Source organism: Raoultibacter timonensis, assembly GCF_900240215.1.
GTDB lineage: Bacteria > Actinomycetota > Coriobacteriia > Coriobacteriales > Eggerthellaceae > Raoultibacter > Raoultibacter timonensis.
In genome coordinates, this window is the sequence record NZ_LT964681.1 from 605,023 (window position 1) to 621,772 (window position 16,750).

Here is a 16,750-nt window from a genome sequence, read left to right on the forward strand (position 1 = left end):
GACACAAAGAGGCTTGAATGCCTACTTGATCTGCTACAAGCATTACAATGGGGATTTGCTACCCATCGGGGCGCAAAGGCGTTTGCAGCGCAGGGCGAAGCAAGGGAGAGCACTTTGTCGGAGCACGTGCAGGGAGAATCCATCCATCGGGTGCCGACCCAGAGCGGGCTCGTTGCCGTCTTCAAGGCGTACCTGCCGCTTTGGCCCTTCGTGCTCGGCTTGGCGTTTGCCCGCTCGGGTCTCATCGTGGCAAGTTACGGAAGCTACACGCAGACCGACGAGGGCGTGTTCACCGACGGCGGCATGCTTATCGCGCTCGCTATCCTCGGCCTGTATTGGCTTGTCGCGACCATCCGCAAAACGCGGTACTCCAAACGACAAGTCAGTCGGCTCATGAACGCGAGCACGGCGCTCGAAGCGGCTATGCTCGTAGGCTTGACCGTCATGGAAGTGCTCGCTATCCAGAACAACGGCGTCAAGCTCGCTTTCTGCGCCGGATGCACGCTGTTCGGATCGCTTGCAATTTACTATTGGCTGCGACGCGCCCGCGGTTCGACAACCACCGTCACCGTGGTGTTCGCGTTCGGCGCGCTGTTCGTAAGCGAGATCATCATCTACGCATGCGCGCTTCTTCCCCACGTCGTCGCCTACGTTGTCGGCGCACTGCTCGTCATCGCGCAATACCCCTGCATCGCAGCCTCGCGTACGCGCAGCAGGCTTCTGCTCGCTCCCCCCGATACCGAGGCGCGCGACTATTTCGGCTTTGCGAAATCGCTGGTATCGAACAAGCAGTTCCTTGTGGTTACCGCAATCGGCATCGCGCTTCTGTCCATCGTCATCGGATTGCTGCGCGGATACCCCGATGGCGAGCCGATCGCGTTCACCATGACTACCCGCATCGCCTACATGCTTCTGACGATGGCTCTTTCCGCAGCGATCATCGCACTTGTCGTTCGCGGCAAAGGCCAAGTGATGACGGTAGGCATCTGGATCATCATGCAGTCGCTTGCCTGCTTGGCACTGGTCGCCTATGCAGCGTTTCCCGAAAGCCTCGATATCGGAGCGCTGTTCACCACGACCCTCAACGCCATGATGGTTGGGTTCACCTGGTACGCCGTCGTCGCTTTCGTGAGCTATGGCTGGCGCGACCCTTACTACTACGCTATCGCATGCTGGCTCGTCTGGCTCGGCAGCCGAGCTATCGCCCGCATCGTGCTCTTGGAGGCGTATCCGCTCACGACCAACGATCTGCTCACCGGCATGATCATGGCCGCACTGCTGCTCGTCTCAGCCCAATCGGTATTTGTCCAGTTCATTTACATTGCTAAACGAGAGAACGAGGATGAGCACGACAAGATCACCTCACGGCAAAGCGCACTTGTGAAGCTCATGGGGCTCGACAGCAACGAAAGCCTTTCCGGCATGCGCCAAGCAACCATGCAGCACAACGCCGAGGAGATGGGCAAGCAGTTTTTGCTTTCGGATCGAGAGGTCGAAGTGCTCGCGCTCTATGCGCTCGGCTTTACGCAGAAGCGCGTGGCTGAAGAGCTCTACATCAGCCAAGGAACCGCTCACGCGCACATCAAGCGAATCTATGCGAAAACGGGGCTCCACTCCCGCCAAGAAATACTCGACTACATGAAACAGTACACGTCGTAAGCACCGTAACCGACCGGCGGGCATCGCGCCGGGCATCCGGTAGCCCGATGGCCGCCCAAACTGCTACCATAGCGGTATGCCCCAAAACGATCTGACATACCGCGACTTTGCCCGCTTCGCTTCGCAGACGCCCGATGAGATCGCGCGCGATTGCGACGTGTCGGTTTTTCGCGCCACCGGGCCCGGCGGCCAGGGCGTCAACACAACCGATTCGGCGGTGCGCATGAAACACGTGCCGACGGGCATCGTCGTTACCGCACGCGATTCGCGCAGCCAGTACCGCAACCGGCTTGCCTGCCTGGAAAAGCTTCGCCTCGTTTTTGCGCGCAAAGCACGGCCGCCCAAAGTGCGCCGAAAAACGCAGGTCCCCCGTCGCGCCAAAGAGAAACGGCTCCAGGACAAGCGAATGCAGTCCGAAAAGAAAACCGCCCGCAGGAGAATCGACTGAGCCACGCGTACCGCTGCAGAGCCGACGGATAGACCGATCAGCCAAGGAACCAGGACATCAACCGACCGAGAATCCAGCCAGTAAACCGACCGAGCGAGAAGAAGGAAGCCATGCTGCATTTCGATAGCGACTACATGGCGGGCGCGCATCCCGCCATCCTCGAGAAACTTGCCGAGACCAATTTCGAGCAGACGCCGGGCTACGGCACCGATGCCCATTGCGAACGCGCACGCGAGCTGGTGCGCAGCGTATGCGAATGCCCCGAGGCCGAAGTGTTCTTCCTGGTGGGCGGAACCCAGACCAACGCCACCATCATCGATGCGCTGCTGCACCGCACCCAAGGAGCGATTTCCGCCGACACGGGCCACATCGCAACGCACGAGGCCGGAGCGATCGAAGCGGGCGGCCACAAGGTGCTCGCCATCCCCCATACGCTCGGCAAGATCGATGCCGAGGGAGTACGGTCCTATTGCGCATGGTTCTTCGGCGATGCGAACCACGAGCATATGGTGGAGCCGGGCGTGGTATACCTCTCGTATCCTACCGAATACGGCACGATCTACACCAAAGACGAACTCGGGGCGATCGCCTCGGTATGCCGCGAGTACCACCTGCCGCTGTTCATCGACGGTGCGCGCATGGGATACGGGCTTGCCGCCGAAGGCGCCGATCTGACGCTGCCCGACATCGCGCGGTTGTGCGACGTGTTCTACATCGGGGGCACCAAGGTGGGCGCTCTGTTCGGGGAGGCGGTCGTATTCACCAAGCCTGATCTGGCGAACCGGTTCTTCACGCTCATGAAGCAACATGGTGCGCTGCTTGCCAAGGGAAGGCTCCTCGGCATCCAGTTCGAGACGCTGCTCGAAAACGGCCTGTACCTCGATATAGCGCACCATGCCGTCAACCTGGCCATGAAGCTCAAGGCGGCGTTTATCGAAAAAGGCTACGAGCTGGCCATCGATTCGCCCACCAACCAGCAGTTCGTCGTGCTCGACGACCAGACGAAAGCGCGCTTGAGCGAACACGCAACATTCGGCTTCTGGGAAGCGCTCGACGACGGTCGCACCGTCGTTCGCTTCGCCACCAGCTGGGACACTCGTGAAGAGGCGATCGACGAGCTGATCGGGCTCTTGTAGGACACAAAAGCCCGATTGACGGCAATCGAGCACGCCGGACCCTCGCGACGAAACGCGAGGGTCCGGCAGTTTAGGGTTGAACCATCATGGAGCCAAGCGGTCTCGACGGATTGCTTTGTTCCCTTACCGCTTGGAACCTTCCGCCTCCTTGATAGAAGCTAGAGGCTTCGGGCCGCCAAGTTCGCCGACGAAATCGCCTCTGCAATGTTATACGGATCGGCGCAATCGCCCACTGCGATCGCCTCAATGCCCGAGAGACCGTCGATCAGGGCGGTATTCGGCTGCATATCGCGCATATCGACAACGGCATCGCACGGAACAACCACGTCGACGCCCGCCTCACTCACCAACGTCAGCTCGCCATCCCCAACTTCCTTGACTTCGGCTGCGGGCCAGATACGCGTACCGCGTGCGTTGACCGCAGTCTCAACGAAGTGACGCATATTGACGGAATGCCCCTTCTCGAAAACATCGAGCGGATCCGGCGTAACGATCGTCACGTCCTTGCCGAGCGAAAGCAGATAGATCGCCACGTCGACGGACTGGCAATTGCTGCCCAGCACGGTCACGCGATCCCCCATATCGGCACCGACGACATCCCCGAACGTAAGCACCTGCGTACCACCTGTCGATGAAAACTCTGGCTCTTGCCGCAAACCGCCGACCGCAAGGATAACGGCATCGGGTTTTTCTGATTCGATGAATGCACGATCGACCTCCTGGCCCGTCACCACGGTCACGCCGTCGACTTCCTGCGATCGGGAAAGGTACGTACTCAGCCGACCGAGGTTCTCGTGCGGCCCTTTGATGGCCTCGGCCGACGAGAGCAGACCTCCCAATGCGCCGTTCTTCTCGTAAAGCGTCACCGAGCATCCGCGTTTCGCCGCTATGCGAGCCGCTTCCATGCCGGCGGGACCGCCGCCGACAACCATAACGTTTTTGCTTCCCTCGACGGGTACCGGCTCGTATCCCTCAGGCATATCCTCGCCATAGGCGCGCCAGTTCGCCGCGTTCACACGGCAATGCTCAAGAAGCTTCCCGTCCTTGTCGGGATCATAGAAGCAATGCAAGCAGCGTGTGCACGGGGCGATTTCGTCAATGCGTCCCTCGCGCAGCTTGTTCACATATTCGGGGTCGACACAGAGGGGTCGGTTCATCACGAGAAAATCGAGCTTGCCTTCAGAAAGAGCTTCTTCAAAATAGTCAGGAGCCTGTGCTGGATCCATATAGGTTGCTGCACCCACGGGAATCGACACGGCACTCTTGATCTCGTTGGCAACGTCGATCATGATGCCGCATCCCGAATGGTTCGCTCGAAGCTTTCCCTGGAAATGACGCGAGAAGTCGAAGCGATTGCCGAATCCGTTCGACCCCTCTTGGCCTCGAACGGCGAAGTACAGCTCGCTGGCAAACTGCGCAATGTGCTGTCCGCAGGGTCCGAGACGAACATGGAGGCTGTCGGCTCCGGCCTTTTCGAGGATCTGAGCGATTGCCTTCGTCTCTTCGAGCGATGTGTACAGCGAATCGGCTCCAAGGGATTTATCGTTCGCCTCGATGCCGTTGATCAACACCTGCACGATGAAATCTTTACCGCATGCTTCTTTGATCCCTTGGATCACCTCAACGGCAAAGCGCGTACGGTTTTCGAGAGACTGGGCTCCGTACTCATCGGTGCGATCGTTGCGGGCACGCGACAAGAACGACTGGCCGACGTTGTTCGCCGCAAAATTCAATTCGAACGCATCGAACCCATCGCCGTGTAGCTGCTCTGCAATCCCAATAATAACCTGTACCCACTCGCGAACTTCTTCAATCGAATACTGCCCGATAAAGTTCTCGGTAAAGTCAAGCGGCCCGATGGGCGACCCCATCGTGTCAAACTGGTAGCCCACGTAAGCACCCGCTGCATGAAGCGTATCAAGAAGCCCTTTCACGTCGTAAAGAGCGTAATCCTGCTTGAGCGGGCTGGCCGTGAAATCCCAGATGTTAGCGAAGTCCTCAATCCAGATCATCTCTACGCCGCCCTCGGCCATACGGGCGTAGTAGTTGATGTACTCATCCGGATTGTTCTTCATGAACGCCAGCTGGAATGCCGCCGATTTCACCATGCGGTGGTGCAACGTAATCGGACCGAGCTGCCAATCGGAGAACAACGTCGTTTTACTGAAATCGTCAATGGAATTGGTGGTGTAGCCGTAGTCTTGCGGATTGATCTCCGAAACGGTGGCGGAGGGCGATCCTGTATCCGCTGCGGCGCCGGTACCTTTTTCCGACGGTGTACTCGCCTGGGGCGTTCCTCCGCATCCTCCCAACGCAAGCGTTCCAGCGCCGACCGCGCCAACGGCCAACCCCTGCAAGAAATTCCTTCGAGATATCCCTGTCTGCTTTACCATGGCTTCCCTTTCGATACCGTGTCCCCACGGATTCCCTCGATCGACCCTCGCGGTGCCTCCCATCTGCTTCCGCGCGATCATCAACTATGGAACCACTGCGCGGAACCCTGGAAAAGAAACGATCCTTGGCAACCCCGCAATGCTTGCTTTCGCCCAATACGCAAGCCATCGCTCAACGCTGGCTTGCTTGCTATAATGAGTCATGCATCAGGGGGGAAATGCGGCGCACGACGATTCGAGGGGACCCGATGGACATACGCAGCCTTCAGTGTTTCCGGCTGGCATACGAAACGAAGACCGTGGGCAAAGCGGCAAAGCGCGCTTATCTCACCAGACAAGGCCTCAGCCAAATACTGAGGGGTTTGGAGGCGGAGCTTAAGCAGGATCTGTTCGTTCGCAACCCGCAGGGGCTCGAACCGACCGAACTTGCCGACACGATCTACCCCAAAGCGGTTGAGCTGCTCAATACCTACGAAGATATTCAGGCGCTTTGCAATGCGGGGGCAAGAGCGAAGGAGACAGTACGGCTCTGCGTCGCGTACGGCGTCCTCGTCTCCATACCGTTCGACGAACTCGTAGAGGAATTTTACGAGGAGCATCCGCTCATCCAGCTTGAAATCGACGCAATCGAGCCGTCGTTGGCCGAACAATGCGTCGCCGAAGGAAAAGAGGACATAGCGCTCATCGTCGGACCGATAACGAGCCCGCAGACCGTCTGCACCTGCCTTGCACGAGTCGCGCTGTTCGCCGCCGTTCACGAGTCGCTCCTCGCCCAGGGAGAAACCCGCTCGATCCAGAGCCTCCAGGGCCTCACCTGGTTCGGACTATCGAAGGATTTTCCCCTCGATTCCGCGCTCATCAGGCTGTCCGAGGAACACAATCTCGATCTGAAGATGTCTTTCGATTGGCACGATTACCATCTCATCCTCGATCAGGTAATGCGACGCAAGGGGGCATGCGTCGTACCCGAACACCGCATCGGCAGATTCTGCCAAGACGGCGTCGTGGCTATTCCACTCGAAGGCCCCGAATTCACGTGGGAAATCGCCGCCATGACGCAAAGCGCGCTCCCGCTGTCGCGAAGCGCCCAAACCGTGTTCGATTGGTTTGCCGCACGGTTAACCCGTTTAGACTAAAAAAGTCCGGAAGGCCGTACGACGCCGCAGCTCTTTGCGAATCCGATCCGCTCGGCTTCGCTTTCTCGCAGCCGACCACCTTCCAGTTAGCCGTTGGGAAACTCGCGCCATTCAGCCCCGGTTCTGCACGGCCAACCTGCCGCTTAACGATACTCCGCCATGAGCGCCGCAAACGCGGGCATCGACTGCTCGATGGTGGCTTTGTCAACGCAGTAGCCGATGCGCACGTACCCCGAGCATCCGAAGCTCGTCGAGGGAACGAGCAAGAGCTCGTGGGCCTTCGCGCGATCAGCAAACGCCTGCTCGTCGTGCTCGAGCGCTTTCACCCACAGGTAGAACGCGCCCCGGGGCTCCACGTACTCGTAGCCGAGCTCGGAAAGCCCCCGGCACAGAAGCGCGCGGTTTTCGGCGTAGGCGGCAACGTCGGTGGGAGCATCGACGCATTTCTCGATCACGCCTTGGAACAGCGAAGGTGCGCACACGAACCCGAGTGCGCGGCCTGCGCCGCATATCGCTGCGTACACGCGCTGCCAATCGGGCATGCGCTCGGGCACGTACAGGTAGCCGATGCGCTCGCCGGGCAGGCTGAGCGATTTGGAATACGAATAGCAGACGATCGTGTTGTCGTAGATCGCGGGAATGTAGGGCACCTCGACGCCCTCGTACACGATCTCGCGGTACGGCTCGTCGCAGATCACGTAGATGACGCTTCCAAGCTCCTCCTGCTTTGAGCACAGCACATCGGCAAGGCCGCGCAGATTCTCTTCGGAATACACCGAGCCGACAGGATTGTTGGGCGAGTTGATGATGATGCCCTTGGTCTTCGGCGTAACGGCCGCCTCAATGGCAGCAAGATCGAGCTGGAAGTCAATCTCGCGCGCCATGACCTCGATGCACGTGCATCCCGCTGCTTCGATCCAAATACGGTATTCGGGAAAGTACGGCGCGATCACGATGAACTCGTCGCCCTCGTTGGCGACGGCGTTGATGGAGATGTCGAGCGATGCGGCCGCACCGGCCGTCATGTAGATGTTCGCTGCCGCAGCGTTCATACCGAAGCGCCGGTTGATCGAATCGGCGATCGCCGTGCGCACGCCGGGCGTACCTTGGGCGGGCGTGTAGCCGTGCAGCGCCACGGGCGGCTCGTCCAAAAGCTCGATGATCGCCTCCTTGACGGCGGCAGGCGCAGGGATGCTCGGATTGCCCAAGCTGAAATCGAACACCTTGTCTTCGCCGATCTCGGCTTTGCGGGCGAGCCCGTACGCGAACAGCTCGCGGATCGCCGACGGTTCGCTTCCCAACTCGTACATCTTCTCGTTCACCATGCCATCACTCCTCCGCTATTTCGTCCATCGAACAGGATACATCAAGTCGTCGTTATTGCCGCTGGTGAGCGCGCTCGGCGTTCAGGCCATACCGTTCGCCGCTGAATAAAACGCTTCTGAGTTTGATGCAGGCAACGGTAAATTCGGGCTCAACGTAGGTGAGACGCCGTCCGGTGTGCTTTGCGAGCACGTTCGCAACCCGAGCCATCGAAGCCCTGTTGTCGACGAGATCGAGCGTTATGCTCACTACGGTGTATCCCATAGCTTCGAGCGCATTGCGCCGCTCCGAATCGCTCGCTTTCCTACGAGCCTCTTTGTGGTATTTATCGCTATCGTACTCGGCAATCAGCTTGAAGGCCGGCCAGTACAGATCCGCCTTGAAGTAGCTGCGCGATGTAAATCTTCTCGCTTGGCCGGTCACATCGATTCTGAAGTTGAGCAACGGCATCTCCATCCCATAGCCTCCGAATCTATAGGGCAAGCATTGGAGCATAACCAGAGAAGTCTCCATCGGTGAAGCGGAGTTTTCCGCAATGTAGCGCAAAGCCCTGAGCGCTTTTTTCCTGCCGTTGACATTAGGGATTTTTTCTATGCAGGCGGTCAGTTTCGAAACGCTCGTCAGGGAAGGGCATTCGCGAACATCATCGGAGGAAAGATCGTAGGTTCCGCAGAGCTCAAAGCCGAGCTGGATGAGCTCGACCAGCGACAAGATGGAGGCCATCTGCAAAAAGCATACCTCTGGCGAGCACACGCAGAATCCGTTTTGCGTATCGAGTACAGAGCCCTTTGGCAAAGCCCCCTTCCAAACATGGCAGACGAGCGCGCCACGTCGACGCAGCGAGTCGCGGGCCACGAGCACGTGGAGCGGACGAGCAAGCCGCCAAGGGCCAAGCCCCTCTGTCGGCTCGGCACTTGGCGGCTTGGAGATAAGCGCTGGCGCTTGCGGCACTTTGACGAAGCTTCGCGACCCGATGCGAACCGAGAGCCAGTACTCGAGTGCGGATATGTGACTGAGCACCATCATCGTAATCGCATGGTACACCTTTTCGTCGGAAAAGCCCTCCCGTTGCATGAGATTTACGATTGTGACACGCTACAGATAAGATATAACATATATGACCTGGGAATATGCGGCTCGTATGCGCGACGTCGATGGGAAAGCGGGCTCTTTCGGGTTCACAATCGTAAATCTCATGCAAAATACGGTCCACCCGTCGTTTGACGTGAGCCCCTGAAGCCAGTCCGGGTTCGGCAAATCCGTTCGCGGCACCAAAATGCCAGACTACCGTCGGGAGTAGCGCGGAAAGCGCGTCGCCCCGATCCGGCAGGCGACAAAAACCCGACTCGGCAAAACCGTGGGCAATGGGCAAAACCATCCCACCTGCTCAACACCGAAACGGATCATCAAGGCGAATTGCATACAACGGGCCGCCCGCAAAAGCGGACGGCCCGTTTAGAGAATGCCTCAATGTCACGTCGGCGAGCTCTCGCGTTTAGAAGCCTTTTGCACGGATACGCATGCGCGCCCAAGCAGAGCAACCGCACGCGTTTTCACACGTTTTCACACGATTTGCTCTTCTTCGCTTCCAATCCCCTACACTTCGAGGTTCTTGAAAGCTTCGGGGACTTCCTTGTACCCCTTCGACTTCACCGCGCCGATAATGAGGCCTATCACCAACCAGCTGATGCCGACGGCGTAGGTCTGCAGATCGAACCCGGTAAATACGTAGAGGAGGATGCCTATGCCGAGCCAGGGGCAAATCAAGTATTTGACGACATCGCCGAACGATCCCCGCTTCTTCTCCCGTACGAAGAAGAACAGGAACACCGCGAAGTTCAGCAAGATGAACGACGACAGCGCTCCGAAGTTCACGAACGCCACGAGCGTTGTCATGTCGAGGAAGATCGGGAGGATGAGCGATACGCAGCCGAGTGCGATGGACGCGATCCACGGCGTGCGGAACTTCGGATGCACCTTACCGAAGATGCGCGGAATCACGCCGTCGCGGCCCATGGAGTACAGAAGGCGGGACGATGCGAGCTGCGCGTTCATGATGTTCGCTATACCCACTGCAACGATGTTGACCACCAAGAGCACTTTTTGGAGCACCGGTCCGCCGGCGAGCAGAGCGGCATCGAAGAAGCCCATCTCGGCATCGACCTGCGATACGTCAGGCTGAATGAGCGCAGCCACATAGGTCTGGGCAACGAACACGACCACCATGATGCAAAGCGCAATGATGATACCCTTGCCGATGGTCTTCTCGGGCTTCACCGTTTCCTCGGCGAGGGTGCTCATGCCGTCGAAGCCGAGGAACGACAAACAAGCGATGGACACCGCCGTTGCAATGAAGTGCAGGTCGACTTTACCAGGCTGATATATCGGATCGAGCGTAAGCTCGCCAGCGCCGCCACCACCAAGCACGAACGTCGTGCCGATAGCGATGAACGCGATGACCGCAAGGATCTCGACGACGAAGATCACCCAGTCGACGCCCTTGGTCATCGAAATGCCGCGGATGTTCACAAACGTGTTGAACACTACGAACACGACAACCCACAGATACCACGGGCTGCCCGGCACGAGCGCAACGCCCCAGTTGGCCACCATGACCAGCAAAAGCGATGGCACGAACACGTAGTCGAGCAGGATGAGCCATCCCGCCATAAAGCCCACATGCGGGTTGATGCCGCGCTGCACGTACGAGTACACCGAACCGGCGATCGGGAACCGCTTGCTCATGCGCATGTAGCTCATGGCCGTGAAGCTGATGGCCACGAAGCCCACGATGTAAACGAGCGGCGTCATACCGCCCGAAGCGATCTGGATCTCGCCGTAGATCGATTGCGGCGCGATGATGACCATGAACAGCACACCGTACAAGACGACGTCCTTCAGCCCCATGCCGCGGCGAAGTTCCTGTTTGTAGCCAAACTGCTCGATGTTCTCACCGCGAGATGGCGAGGCCTCTTTTGCCGGCGATTGTTTTTCTTCCATAATTGATTCTTCTTTCGTTGATCGGGGCGGTCTTTACGGCTGCGGGATCAGCGGTGGGAACTGGGGCAGCTTCGGCGTGCCGATGCGCAGACTCAGCTGCACTTCGCACGGTTTGCACCCCTGGTTGATCTCCACATCGCTCTGCACCGACATGTACATGTACGCCTCGACGGCATCCCAACCCGTGACGCCCATCAAAAGCCGCTGCAGTTCCTTGCTCGCATTGACGAGCGCTTCGTTGTACTCCTGGGCACAAGCGTTCACATACCACTTCTCGTGCGTTTCGAGCACGGGCCAATTGAGCTCGAAGCCCTTGACGAGCGACACCTTGACGGTGATCTCCGCCGGAATCTCGATGCCCGTACCGCACAGCTCTGCATCGCCCATCGCAGCATGCACGTCGCCCATCTGCAAAAGCGCGCCGGGAACCCGTACGGGAAAATACAGGCGCGCGCCCTTCGTGATACGCTTGTTGTCCATGTTGCCGCCATGACTGCCCACGTACCCGTCGATGATATCCTCGCCGTCGGGTGCCGTACCGATAACCCCGATCATCGGATCTATGGGGAATTTCACTCCGTTGAAATCCGCCATACCATCCGAGATCCTGATCTTCTTGGTACGGTAGTCCGTCGTTTCGAACAACGGGCCGCAGTGATCGTCAGTTGCAATCGTACCCTCGTCGGCCACCTGGATGTCGTAGATGTCCACGACGAGCACGTCACCCGCCTCGGCACCCTCGACGAACACGGGGCCGGCGGCTGGGTTTGCAACATCGTAGCCGTAGTCCAAATCGTTCATGGTTACGTCTTCCCCGGTTATCTTGTTGGAGAAGCAATCCATCGTCATGAACTTCAGCACCTCGCCCGGCTGTATCGTCTCGCATGGTTCGTTGTCCTTCGAGAACGTGTACACCTGGCTTACGATCGTCTTCATCACACCTCACCTCCTTGTCTTTATATATGATCGGAACGGTAATGTGACCATACGGCGTCTATTCTACTCCCATATTGCCCGACCACGACGGAAAATGCCCCATAAGGAAATGCCGCCTGCCACAAAGGCAGACGGCATTCGTCAGGAGGGATATCGGCATCCCGCTTACCGGGGGAAGCAGGCGGGACGTTCGGGTACGTACCGCTTACTTGCCCGCAGCCGCATTGCGACCGGCAAGACGGCCGAACGACATGGCCATCGAGTGGCTGGCGCCGGCCACCGTAACGGGGTAGTCCACGAGGAAGCGGCCGCCCATGGTGTTGCCGGCAACGTAGAGACCGGGGACCGGGTTCTTCTCGGCATCGAGCGCATGCAGATCGGGATCGCAATCGATGCCGCCGATGAGCACGAGCATACCCGAATCCCCGAAGGGAACCGCGTAGAACGGGCCTTCCTCGATGGGGAACAGGCGGCTTGAAACCTTCGAGAAGTCCTCGTCGTCGCCCTTATGGGCAAGCTCGTTGTAACGATCGACCGTCGCTTTGAGCGCATCGGCAGGAACCTCGATCTTGCCTGCGAGCTCTTCGATCGAATCAGCCGGAATGATCGAGCCAGCTTCGATTTCGCCCTGGAAGTAGCTGTCGGACGCATAGCCCGCCGCGAAGTGGTTGATGGCGTGCGCGTACTGCTCCTCTTCCTCCGGCGGAACGTAGTGCGTCACGCCGCCGAAGCACTGGGGCATGTACTGCAGCTGCTCAGGCCACTTGCTGTCGAAGATCTGGTAGGTCGTGCCATCCTTCTGGCGCTTGATCTGATTCTGAAGCTCCTGAGCTCCCACATCTTCGTTCGCGAAGCGCTGACCGAGCTTGTTCACCATAAGATACGGATTGATGCCGATGGAGTTGGTGCCGAGGCTGTGAGTCATCGGTGCATACGGGCCGTCTTCCATGACGGCACCAGCCCACATGGCCATCTTGTGGCCGTCGCCGGTATTGACGGGCTTGCCGTTCTTATCCATCGAGCTGAAGAACACAGCGTACTTGGTAGCCTGCGGCGCATAGTAGGTGAGCATTTCGGTATCGCTCGAGATGTCGCCCGTGGAGAGCACAACGCCTTTGGCTGCGTTGACGCGGATGATGTTGCCATCCTCATCGGATACGTACACGCCCACAACCTTGTCGCCCTCTTTGATGAGCTGCTCGGCTTTCGTGTTGAAGCGAGCTTCGGCGCCAGCGCCTTTAGCCGCCTCGAGCGTTCCGTGCATGGCCCAGCCATGGTCGGGGAGCAGATGCACCATGCCGGGGAAGCACGGGTAGTTCTCTTCGCGCCAGTTGTAGTTCTCGTTCACCGGGCAGCGCTCGGGGAACACGTAGGGCTTCTCGGGATCGGTCGGCGTGTCCGAATCGCTCGTCAGAAGCTCATGCTCGGCGGTACCGATGTACCAATCGAGGTCGGCGCCCGAGTTGCCGATCCAGTAGTTCAAAAGCTGAGCGTTCGGACGGTTGCCCATAACCTTCATGAGCTCGTTGACGACCTCCTGCGTCTCAGGCTGCTCGATGCCGAGNGAATCGGCTTTCGGAGCCGGCGAGCAGCCCGCGATCCCCGCGCCGGCCACAACGGCCGCCGTGGCTCCAAGGCCAAGAAACGCTCGACGTGATAGATTCTTTTCTTCCATACTAACGATCCCCTTTCGATGATCGGTTTACTTTGCCGGACGCCTCGATCGCCTGCCGAGTAGCTTGCCTGCAATCCGCAGCCCTTCCGTCTGCCTGTCCGACGACGACCAAAGCTTATGGGCCGACGCCGACTCCCGTCATCACCCGAAGAGTCCAAAGCCTATAATCGTTGTCGCGCACCTCACCCGAAACGGCTAAATTTCATCTTCTCTGCTCTGGTGAAAAGCGGTTTATGGCGAAAAAAACGGCTTCCCTGTATTATGGGAAGATCATCCACGGGAGGAAGAGCGCGCTGCGCGAGGAAACGCAGCCATCGAACAGCATCATGAAGCAAACCATCACGGTTCCATACGCGGGCTTTTCGCTTTACCTGTTCGCCGATATTCTGGCGTTCCACTCGAGCACGGCCTTGATCGGAAGCGGCGCGCTGAGCGAATCCTCCGCGGAACTGTTCGCTTACGCTTCGATCGCTGCGCGCGTTGCGGTGTTTCTCGCCATCTCCCTCGTCGCGTCGGGCAAGCTGCGCGAACCCCTGCCCCGACGACTTGTGCCCGCCGTCGCAACGGCGGTCGCCTGCGCAGGGCTGGCACTTGTAGTTGGCACGGGAAGCGCGGGATTCTCGGCTGCAACCGCTTTCGGCGGCGTCCTGTTCGGTGGAGCGCAGGGCGTCATGGGGCTGATCTGGCTTACCATGCTACCTTCGCTCTCGTACAGGGTGAGTTATCTGTATCTGCTCGCAAGCCATGCTACGGCTACCGTCCTGTGCGCCGTCGTACTGCTGCTTCCCCCTTGGCTGCTCATGCCCGCACTCGTCATCTGCATGATCGCCGGCAACGTTTGCGCCGCCTTCCTGCCGCCGGTTCGAGAGCACACGCATACGGCACGTTCGCAGATCAGGAGCATCACGCCGTTTCTCTGGAAGGGCGTGCTTGCCGTGGGCGTGTTCGCGTTCTTGAGCGGCTTCGTCACCGCAGCAGCCAACCACGCATCCGATCCGCTCGACCCGGTGGGCATGCAGTTTTTCGTGCTCGGCATATCCGCCGCAGTCATCGTCATCATGCTCATTCCCGCGCTCGCCTTCCATCAGCCCTTAAAGCTTGAGAACGGCTACAAGGTGGCGCTCCCGCTGTCGGCTCTCGGCTTTCTTATTCTGCCTGGTCTCGTTACCGCCATCCCGACCCCCGTCGCCGGAGTGCTCGCAACGACCGGCTACATGCTCACCGGCATCATCCTTTCGTGCACGATAGCCGAAATCGCTCGCGCGGCCGACGTGCCTTCGGCATCCCTGTTCGCAGGAAGCGACACCATCACGCTCACCTGCCTGTTCGCGGGTATGGGCATCGGCTCGGCGTTTGCCACCCGTCTTTCCGAAGCAGGCGCGGGCGTCGCTCTCATCGGGCTTGGAAGCCTGTACCTTATCGCCATCGCCGCTTCATCGATTCTCGGGCGGCAGCGGGCGAACCGCGACGCCGAATCGCTCGACCAGGTGGATTTCGGCCCGTTCGATCCGAAGACAAATCCGCTTGATGGGAACGCTGCCGAAAGAGAACCGCTCACACTCGACGACATTGCCGGCGAGCTCGGCTTTACCGATCAGGAGCGCCAAATCTTTCTACAGCTTATCGAAGGCCGCACGATTCCGCGCATTGCCCAAGATCTGTACCTGTCGGCAAGCACGGTGAAGTACCATACCCAGAAAATCTACCGTCGATTCGATGTCCATTCACGATCAGAGCTCGTGGCTGCCGTAGAGAATAAGAGAGGTGCCGAGAACGCATGACGGGATTGAGGTTGATCGGTTTCTCGCTTTTCCTGTTCGCGGAGCTCATCTGCTTCCATGGCACCATCCTGTTCCCCGGACTGCTTGGCGCGTCGCAGGAAATCGCCGTTGCCGTCATGACGACAAGCCTGCTCAGCAAAGGTTTCGGGTACTTCGGCTGCTTCTTCTTCTCGTTGGTGAGCGCCTCGAAGCAGCGGCAATTCGGCCGAGTCGGCGCCGTTTTGTTCATAGCGGGCATCCTTGCCATGCCCGGTCTCGGCACCGCCACAACGTTCTCCGAGCTGTCGTTCGCCTCCTTGATAGAGCTCGTTTTCGCGGGAACCATGCTCGGCGTCGGTGACGCGCTCATCAGCGTTTCATGGGGAAGGCTCTGCGCCGCGCTCCCGCTGCGCAAGGCGTACCTGTTCGTACTCGGCAGCCAAACCGCCGCGCTCGTCGTATATGCTGCAACGTTTTTCGTGCCCGATGTAGCGATCGTCGCCTCGGCCATCGTCGCGATCCTCATCGTTGCCGCAATCCTCATCAAACTGCCCGACCAATCGTCGGTTGCGTTCGACAGCCCGCGGCTGCGCGCCGTTTTCGGCGAGCTGTGGCGTCCGATCTTCGGTACGTCGGTGTTCGCGTTTCTCACCGGTCTCATGCCGTGGATTTCGGGGCAATACGACGGATCGGTCGAAACCATGCGACTGCTCTCGCTTGCAAGCAGCGCCGCCGTACTCCTACTGCTCGCCGCGCCCGTCGCGATGCTCAAACAGAACATGCGGATCGAGAATATCTACAAGCTGATTCTGCCCATCGTGGCAACAGGGTTTTTGCTATTGCCCATCATATGGAACGGCTTCGGCGGCGTAGTGAACGCGTTCGTTGGGGCAGGTTCCTACGCTGCGGGAATCGTGCTGTGGTGCCTTGCCGCCGATAGCTCGCGCCGCCACGATCTCAGCGCGACCACAAGCTTCGGGCTTGCGCTCGGCACGACCTCGCTTGCCGGAGCACTCGGCAAGGCGTTCGGATATTTCGGGGGCAGAACGCTCACCGAAGGCGATCTTTCCATCACGGCGATCTCGCTCGTATCGCTCTATCTGCTTTCGATGCTCGCCCTATTCCTGTTCAGAAAGAAAGCCGAACCCGCGCCGAAAGCCACGCATGCCCAAGCCGAGTACCCGAAACCGGAAAACGATGCCGCTGCCGGCTTCCGGCAAAACGACGAACCAACCGCCTCGCGCACGACCGCCGACATCGCCCCCGCAGCGCGCAGCGACAATG

Annotated in this window: 11 protein-coding genes and 1 pseudogene; 6 read left to right on the forward strand and 6 right to left on the reverse strand. The window is 59.1% G+C overall.

Annotation, left to right across the window (positions count from 1 at the left end):
* Positions 1-114 precede the first annotated feature (114 nt).
* From C1722_RS14665 to C1722_RS14675, 3 genes and pseudogenes are all read left to right on the forward strand, one after another.
* Positions 115-1,659, forward strand: coding sequence for a helix-turn-helix transcriptional regulator (locus C1722_RS14665; RefSeq protein WP_244387043.1), 1,545 nt, complete (start codon positions 115-117; stop codon positions 1,657-1,659).
* Positions 1,660-1,807: 148 nt separating this feature from the next.
* Positions 1,808-2,107: pseudogene (locus tag C1722_RS14670) on the forward strand (peptide chain release factor-like protein); the annotation flags it as partial.
* A gap of 110 nt (positions 2,108-2,217) precedes the next feature.
* Positions 2,218-3,243 carry a threonine aldolase family protein gene (locus C1722_RS14675; RefSeq protein ID WP_102380093.1) on the forward strand — a complete coding sequence of 342 codons (1,026 nt, stop codon included), beginning with the start codon at positions 2,218-2,220 and terminating at the stop codon, positions 3,241-3,243.
* A 158-nt stretch (positions 3,244-3,401) separates the two neighbouring features.
* Here C1722_RS14675 and C1722_RS14680 read toward each other — a convergent pair whose 3' ends face one another.
* On the reverse strand, positions 3,402-5,636 hold the full coding sequence (locus C1722_RS14680; protein WP_102380094.1) for an oxidoreductase: 2,235 nt from the start codon (positions 5,634-5,636) through the stop codon (positions 3,402-3,404).
* 248 nt (positions 5,637-5,884) lie between these two features.
* On the opposite strand from C1722_RS14680, the gene C1722_RS14685 reads away from it, so the two are divergent.
* Positions 5,885-6,772 carry a LysR family transcriptional regulator gene (locus tag C1722_RS14685; protein ID WP_180995285.1) on the forward strand — a complete coding sequence of 296 codons (888 nt, stop codon included), beginning with the start codon at positions 5,885-5,887 and terminating at the stop codon, positions 6,770-6,772.
* Positions 6,773-6,915: 143 nt separating this feature from the next.
* Here the strand turns inward: C1722_RS14685 and C1722_RS14690 are convergent, their stop codons facing one another.
* From C1722_RS14690 to C1722_RS14710, 5 genes are all read right to left on the reverse strand, one after another.
* Complete coding sequence (locus C1722_RS14690) at positions 6,916-8,097, reverse strand: pyridoxal phosphate-dependent aminotransferase (protein WP_102380096.1); 1,182 nt, start codon at positions 8,095-8,097, stop codon at positions 6,916-6,918.
* Positions 8,098-8,149: 52 nt separating this feature from the next.
* Positions 8,150-9,169, reverse strand: coding sequence for a PDDEXK family nuclease (locus C1722_RS14695; protein ID WP_102380097.1), 1,020 nt, complete (start codon positions 9,167-9,169; stop codon positions 8,150-8,152).
* A 522-nt stretch (positions 9,170-9,691) separates the two neighbouring features.
* Complete coding sequence (locus tag C1722_RS14700; RefSeq protein WP_102380098.1) at positions 9,692-11,095, reverse strand: APC family permease; 1,404 nt, start codon at positions 11,093-11,095, stop codon at positions 9,692-9,694.
* A gap of 33 nt (positions 11,096-11,128) precedes the next feature.
* Entirely contained in the window at positions 11,129-12,031 is a 903-nt protein-coding gene (locus tag C1722_RS14705; protein ID WP_102380099.1) for an acetamidase/formamidase family protein, read from the reverse strand.
* Positions 12,032-12,236: 205 nt separating this feature from the next.
* A complete protein-coding gene (locus tag C1722_RS14710) occupies positions 12,237-13,706 on the reverse strand; it encodes an FAD-dependent oxidoreductase (RefSeq protein ID WP_102380100.1) in 1,470 nt (489 codons plus the stop codon).
* Between the two features lie 233 nt (positions 13,707-13,939).
* Here C1722_RS14710 and C1722_RS14715 point away from each other — a divergent pair, with 233 nt between their 5' ends.
* Together C1722_RS14715 and C1722_RS17035 are read left to right on the forward strand one after the other, a co-directional pair.
* The gene (locus C1722_RS14715) at positions 13,940-15,487 is read left to right on the forward strand and encodes a helix-turn-helix transcriptional regulator (RefSeq protein WP_102380101.1); all 1,548 of its coding nucleotides are present in this window, start codon (positions 13,940-13,942) and stop codon (positions 15,485-15,487) included.
* The coding region (locus C1722_RS17035) for a hypothetical protein (protein WP_180995286.1) at positions 15,484-16,750 on the forward strand (1,267 nt) is incomplete at its 3' end. The genes C1722_RS14715 and C1722_RS17035, both read left to right, overlap by 4 nt.

Excerpts from the sequence above, each read along its gene's own strand:
- C1722_RS14675 (WP_102380093.1), top strand. The coding sequence starts at position 2,218 with ATGCTGCATTTCGATAGCGACTACATGGCGGGCGCGCATCCCGCCATC.
- C1722_RS14680 (WP_102380094.1), bottom strand. The coding sequence starts at position 5,636 with ATGGTAAAGCAGACAGGGATATCTCGAAGGAATTTCTTGCAGGGGTTG.
- C1722_RS14685 (WP_180995285.1), top strand. The coding sequence starts at position 5,885 with ATGGACATACGCAGCCTTCAGTGTTTCCGGCTGGCATACGAAACGAAG.
- C1722_RS14690 (WP_102380096.1), bottom strand. The coding sequence starts at position 8,097 with ATGGTGAACGAGAAGATGTACGAGTTGGGAAGCGAACCGTCGGCGATC.
- C1722_RS14695 (WP_102380097.1), bottom strand. The coding sequence starts at position 9,169 with ATGCAACGGGAGGGCTTTTCCGACGAAAAGGTGTACCATGCGATTACG.
- C1722_RS14700 (WP_102380098.1), bottom strand. The coding sequence starts at position 11,095 with ATGGAAGAAAAACAATCGCCGGCAAAAGAGGCCTCGCCATCTCGCGGT.
- C1722_RS14705 (WP_102380099.1), bottom strand. The coding sequence starts at position 12,031 with ATGAAGACGATCGTAAGCCAGGTGTACACGTTCTCGAAGGACAACGAA.
- C1722_RS14715 (WP_102380101.1), top strand. The coding sequence starts at position 13,940 with ATGGCGAAAAAAACGGCTTCCCTGTATTATGGGAAGATCATCCACGGG.